Origin of the sequence: Xanthomonas axonopodis (assembly GCF_001304695.1) — a bacterium.
Classification (GTDB): Bacteria; Pseudomonadota; Gammaproteobacteria; order Xanthomonadales; family Xanthomonadaceae; genus Xanthomonas; species Xanthomonas axonopodis.
In genome coordinates this window covers 1-6,205 of record NZ_JFAQ01000162.1, presented here as the reverse complement: position 1 = coordinate 6,205, position 6,205 = coordinate 1, and the positions used below count along the sequence as shown (strand labels likewise).

Sequence of the window (6,205 nt, the reverse complement as noted above, 5' to 3'; positions counted from 1 at the left end):
AAGATCGAAAGATCGAAAGATTGATAACACTAAATTAATTTAATTGAAAAGTGGATCCTTCAATGCGATTGCCGTCACACACCGCAAAATTAGCGCTAAGGAATAAATAATCAATGCATTTAGAAGTTACTAAAAATGGCCAGGTGTCGATTGATTATTTAGTCGCAACTTCGCTACCGCTAAAGCAAAGATATGTTTCAAAAGTTCCGATTGCAGCGCATGGTGCATTTAGCTCATCGAGCGACCATCGTCATTTGAGCCGCTCCATCGCGTGGTTCGCGCGCGCCGCAAACGCCACCGGCAGATTGCAGTCGAGGCGCGCGAGGCCAGCGAACACGCCCAGCTTCGCGCAAGGCTGCTGATGACATGCGCGCATGCGTTGGTAGCGGCAGCACGCAACGAAACTGCAACCGATTTCAATTGCAGTTTCGGCGCGCCCTGCCAAAACGACAACGGCCGTGTGCATCGCTGCACACGGCCGTCGGGTCATGCGTCAGCGGCTGCCGCCGCACGGCATCAACCGCACCACACCCGCGCGTTGCGGAACATCCGCAGCCACGGTGAGTCCTCGCCCCAGTCGGCCGGGTGCCAGCTCAGGTTTGCGCTGCGTGGCGTGCGCTCCGGGTGCGGCATCAGGATGGTGACGCGGCCGTCGCTGCTGGTCAGCCCGGTGATGCCATCCGGGGAACCGTTCGGATTGAGCGGGTACTGCGACGCCACCGCGCCATCGCCATCGATGTAACGCAATGCCACGCGTGCAGCGGCCTGGTCCACGGCAGTATCGAACTCCGCGCGGCCTTCGCCGTGCGCCACCGCCACCGGAATGCGCGAGCCGGCCATGCCGCGCAGGAAGATCGACGGCGACTCCACCACTTCCAGCAGTGCGGTGCGCGCTTCGAACTGCTCGCTGCGATTGCGCAAGAAGCGCGGCCAATGCGCTGCACCGGGAATGATGTCCTTGAGCTGGCTGAGCATCTGGCACCCGTTGCACACGCCCAGCGAGAACGTATCGCTGCGTGCGAAGAACGCGGCGAACGCGTCGCGCAGCGCCGCGCGTTCCAGGATGGATGTCGCCCAGCCGCGGCCGGCACCCAGCACGTCGCCGTAGCTGAAACCACCGCACGCCGCGAAACCCACGAACTCGCTCAGGTCCACGCGGCCCTCGATCAGGTCGCTCATGTGCACGTCGTAGGGAAGGAAAACGGCGCGCTCGAAGTTGTAGGCCATTTCGATCTGCCCGTTGACGCCCTGCTCGCGCAGGATCGCCACCTTGGGCCGCGTACCGGTGGCCACGAACGGCGCCGCCACATCGTCGGAAGGGTCGAACACAAGCTTCGGGCGCAGGCCTGGCGCCTTGAAATCGCGTGCCAACGCGCGCTCTTCGTCGGCGCTGTCCGGGTTGTCGCGCAGCTTCTGCATGGCATGGGTCACCGACCACCACGCATCGAACAGCTCTTCCCAGCGCCATTCGGCCAGCACGCGGCCCTGCCCGCTCACGCGGATGCGCGGTGTGCCGGTGGGGCGCGCAATGCGCTGCGCGCATTCGGTCAATGCGTGGCGCTCGACCAGGTCGGCGAACGCGGCGCGGTCTTCGCTGGCGATCTGCACCACCGCGCCCAATTCTTCGTTGAACAAGCTGCGGAACGCATCGTCGCCCCACGCATCCAGCGTGATATCCAGGCCCTGCCGCGACGCAAAAGCCATCTCGCACAACGCAGCAAACGCACCGCCATCGCTGCGATCGTGGTACGCCAGCAGCAGCCCGCTGTCGCGCGCGTCGCAGATCAATTCGAAGAAACTGCGCAGACGCTGTGCATCGTCCAGATCCGGCACCTCGCCGCCAAACGCAGGCAGCGCGGTTTCGTCGGCATACACCTGCGCCAGCACCGACCCGCCCAGCCGCTGTTTGCCGCCCCCCAGCCCGATCAACCACAGCTCGCTCTCTTCACCGCTGCGCAGCAACGGCGTCAGCTGCGTGCGCACGTCGCCCACCGGGGCGAACGCACTGATGATCAGCGAGACGGGCGAAACGCTCTTGAAAGCGATGGGATTGGGGATTGGAGATTGGAGATTGGCAACAGCGGAGGATTCCGGCGTTTTGCCAATCCCGCATGCCGAATCACCAATCCCGGCTTCAACCCACTGCGCCTGCATCGACAGCGAATCCTTGCCCACCGGCACGCTCAGTTCGAGTGCGGGGCACAGTTCCATGCCGATCGCGCGCACCGCGTCGTACAGCAAGGCGTCTTCGCCGCTGTGGCCGGCGGCGGCCATCCAGTTCGCCGAGAGCTTGATGCTGTCCAGCCGCTGCACCGGTGCGGCGCACAGGTTGGTGATCGCTTCGCCCACCGCCATGCGCGCGGATGCGGCCGCGTTCAACAGCGCCAGCGGCGTGCGTTCGCCAATCGACATCGCCTCGCCTTCGAAGGTGTCGAAACCGGCCATGGTGATCGCGCAATCGGCCAGCGGCAGCTGCCACGGCCCGATCATCTGTTCGCGCGCGGTCAGGCCGCCCACGCTGCGGTCGCCGATGGTGACCAGAAAGCTCTTGGACGCCACGGTGGGATGCGCCAACACGCGCAAACCGGCCTGCTGCAGGTCCAGCGGCGCGGTCTGCAGCACCGGCCACTGCGGCGCGGCCGGATGCGCCGCATCGCGATGCATCTTCGGCGCCTTGCCGAACAGCACGTCCATGGGCAGATCGATCGGGAGCTGGGATTGGGGATTCGGGATTGGGGATTGGTGAAAAGCGGTATCGGTTGCCGGCAATGCGCCGTTGCGAATCCCGAATCCCGAATCTCCAATCCCGTGATCGAGGACGCCGTAGCCCACCACCAGCCGCTCCTCGGCCGTCGCCACGCCGACCGCGGCGAACGGGCAGCGTTCGCGGGCGCAGATGGCGGCGAATTCTTCCAGGCGCGCCTGCGGCACGCCGAGCACGTAGCGTTCCTGCGATTCGTTGCACCACAGTTCCAGCGGCGACAGCGACGGGTCGTCGGTGAGCACGCGGCCCAGGTCGATGATGCCGCCCACGCCCGAATCGTGCAGCAGCTCGGGGATGGCGTTGGACAAACCACCCGCGCCCACGTCGTGGAACCAGCGGATCGGGTTGTCCACGCCCAGCGCCACGCAGCGGTCGATGACCTCCTGACAGCGGCGTTCCATCTCCGGGTTTTCGCGTTGCACGCTGGCGAAATCCAGCGCCTCGGCGCTGTCGCCGGCTGCTAGCGAACTGGCCGCACCGCCGCCCAGGCCGATCAGCATCGCCGGGCCGCCGAGCACGATCACCGCATCGCCAGGCTGCAGGCGTAGCTTTTCCACCTGGTTGCGATCGATCGCGCCCAGGCCGCCGGCCAGCATGATCGGCTTGTCGTAGGCGCGGGTCAGGCCCGGGCCTTCGGCAAGCTCGAAACTGCGGAAATAGCCGAGCAGGTTCGGCCGGCCGAATTCGTTGTTGAACGCGGCGCCGCCAAGCGGGCCGTCGAGCATGATGTCCAGCGCCGGCGCCATGCGTGGGTTCAGCGCGCGCGGCGCTTCCCAGGGCTGCGGCAGGGTCGGAATGCGCAGGTGCGACACCGAAAACCCGGTCAGGCCGGCCTTGGGCTTGCCACCGCGGCCGGTGGCGCCTTCGTCGCGAATCTCGCCACCGGCACCGGTGGCCGAGCCGGGGAACGGTGCGATCGCGGTCGGGTGGTTATGCGTTTCCACCTTGATCGCAAATGCCGACGGCAGCACCGCCTCGCTGCGGTATTGGCCGGTGGCCGGATCCGGGCGATAGCGCGCGGCCGGCACGCCTTCCACCACCGCCGCGTTGTCGCTGTAGGCGGACAAGGTGTGCTGCGGCGTTTGCTGGTGGGTGTGCTTGATCATGCGGAACAGCGAGCGCTCCTGCGGCTTGCCGTCGATGGTCCAGCTGGCGTTGAAGATCTTGTGCCGGCAATGGTCGGAGTTGGCCTGGGCAAACATCATCAGCTCGACGTCGGCCGGGTCGCGGCCCAACGCGCCGAAACGTTCGCGCAGGTAGTCGATTTCGTCCTGCGCAAGGGCCAGGCCCAGGTCGCGGTTGGCCTGCTCCAGCCCATCCAGTGGCACGCGCTGCAACTGGCCGGGGTCGGGCACGTTGAACAGCGCTTCGGCCGCGGCGGCCGAGCCGAGCAGCGATTGCGTCATCGGGTCGTGCAGCAGCTTGGCCACGGCGGCCTGGGCGGCAGCATCGTCCGGCCAGCCGGCCAGGTCGATGCGGGTGCCGCGCTCCACGCGCTGGATCGGCTGCCCGGCCCCGCGCACCAGCTCGGTGGCCTTGCTCGACCACGGCGACAAGGTGCCCAGGCGCGGCACCACGTAGCGCGAGGAGGCATCGGCATCGCGCGCGGCGGGCGCGGCGTTGGCCTGCAGAATCCGCTGCAAGGTGGCCTGGTCGGGCGACTGCCCGGCCTCGGCGCGGATAAAGTACACGTGCCAGGCGCCAGTGATACGCAGCGCGGGAACGAGGGTTTGCAGGCGGATTTCGAGCCGAGCGCGGCGGAACGGCGAAAGGGCGGAAGCGCCCTCAAGGACCATCATGTCCGGGGAACCGAGTGAGAAACGGGGCTGCAGATTGTAACGGAGCTGATGGATCGACGCCGGACTGAGCGTGCGATGGCGGGGAATGGGGAATCGTCGGGCGGGAGCGTTGTCGCCGCTTCGGTGCCCGCGCGTTGCGCCGGCCAGCATGAAGAAGGCGGGCTAGATGGCGGCGAGCCCCCAAAAACGGCAAAGGCCCGGATGCGGTCGCACCTGGGCCTTTGTCATTGTGCAGACGGCCACCGCAGCGGCGCTATCGGCGACGCGCCACGATGATCAGAGCCGAGCCAGCCTCAGCGGCTACCGCCGGCCGTGGTCACTGCACGCTTTTCCAGCGCCTCACGCAACTGTGCTGGCGGCAGGTAGCCACCGAGCTGGGTGCCGTCGGGGGCGAAGATCGCCGGAGTTCCGTTGACGCCCAGGCGCTGACCCAGGTTGTATTCCATCGACACCGGGTTCTTGCAGTCCTTGGAGGCAACCGGCTGACCCGACTTGGCGGCCGTGAGCGCCTGCTTGCGATCTGCAGCGCACCACACCGCAATCATTTCCTTATGGTCCTGGCTGCCCAGGCCCATACGTGGGAACGCGAGGTATTCCACCGCGATGCCCTGCTTGTTGAGCTCGCCGATCTCGCTATGCAACTTGCGGCAGTAACCGCATTCCACATCGGTGAAGACGGTGATGGTGTACTTCGGGTTGGCCGGCGCGAACACGATGCGGTCGGCCTTGGGCACAGTGTCCAGCTGCTTGCGGCGGTAGGCCAGCAAGCCAGGGCTGGCCGCAAACTGCTTGTTCTGGATGTCGAACGGCTGCGCCTGGATCAGGTAACGGCCGTCATCGCTGACGTACAGCACCTGCCCGCCAACGACCACTTCGCGGAAGCCGGGGAACGGCGCAGCACCGATGTAATCGGGCCTGAAATCCGGGTCCAGCGCCTTGAGCGCCGTGCTTACGCGCTGGTCCACCGTGCCGGTGGCAGCGGCTGGCTTGGCGCCGGCAGTGCCTGCCGCAGGCTGCGAGGATTGTGCGCAGGCGGTAAGGCTGATCGCGCCCAGCAGCGCGGCGATGACAAGACGATACATTCACGCATCCAGATGGAATGAGGTGCCGGAATTCTCGCACAGCGCAGATGAAGCCTGGCCGCGACCGCGACAGTTTGTGAACGCAGCGGGCAGACCGTTGCCGCACCGAATGGACAGACGCAATGCCGCGCGTGGTTTGCCGGGTCTGGCGGTGGGCTCGGCACATTCGCCGTCGCAAGGCGACTTGAAGATGCGCGCAAGCCTCGTTCCCTCCGCTATCTCTCTATTTCCTTGGGTGCACCGCCAGTTGGCGCCCGGCGCTGACCGCATGCACGAGGTATGACATGGAAGGCCACACCGGCCGGCGCCAGCCTGACCGGCAAGGCCGCCGCGCCGCCTAGTGCGGCTGGTGACGATGCAGCAACAACGTCAGCTGGCGGTGCTGGTGCGGCCGTCGGCGAGGGTGATTGACCTTCTGCCGCAACCGCGACCGGCGCGTTGTCAGCGCGCACGCCCCTGGCGAGGCGCAGCCCAGGCTAAGGCAACGCTGATCAAGTTCCAAAGATGCGAGGATAAGTGCTTCGCAGCGATGGTGGTGCAAGCCGATGAAGCAGCGGACA

4 protein-coding genes are annotated in these 6,205 nt (G+C 66.1%); 1 reads left to right on the top strand and 3 read right to left on the bottom strand.

What is annotated here, in order from left to right:
- Positions 1–250: 250 nt before the first annotated feature.
- The 3 genes from XAXN_RS22555 to XAXN_RS14765 form a co-directional block, all read right to left on the bottom strand.
- Positions 251–466 (bottom strand): hypothetical protein, encoded by a 216-nt coding sequence (locus XAXN_RS22555; protein WP_164514293.1) that lies wholly within the window; start codon positions 464–466, stop codon positions 251–253.
- 50 nt (positions 467–516) lie between these two features.
- On the bottom strand, positions 517–4,563 hold the full coding sequence (gene purL / locus XAXN_RS14770) for a phosphoribosylformylglycinamidine synthase (protein ID WP_054320109.1): 4,047 nt from the start codon (positions 4,561–4,563) through the stop codon (positions 517–519).
- Between the two features lie 293 nt (positions 4,564–4,856).
- Positions 4,857–5,645: a DsbC family protein gene (locus XAXN_RS14765; protein WP_054320108.1), complete on the bottom strand. Its 789-nt coding sequence runs from the start codon at positions 5,643–5,645 to the stop codon at positions 4,857–4,859.
- 355 nt (positions 5,646–6,000) lie between these two features.
- Here XAXN_RS14765 and XAXN_RS22775 point away from each other — a divergent pair.
- A partial coding sequence (locus XAXN_RS22775) for a hypothetical protein (RefSeq protein WP_209018944.1) occupies positions 6,001–6,205 on the top strand: 205 nt, incomplete at its 3' end.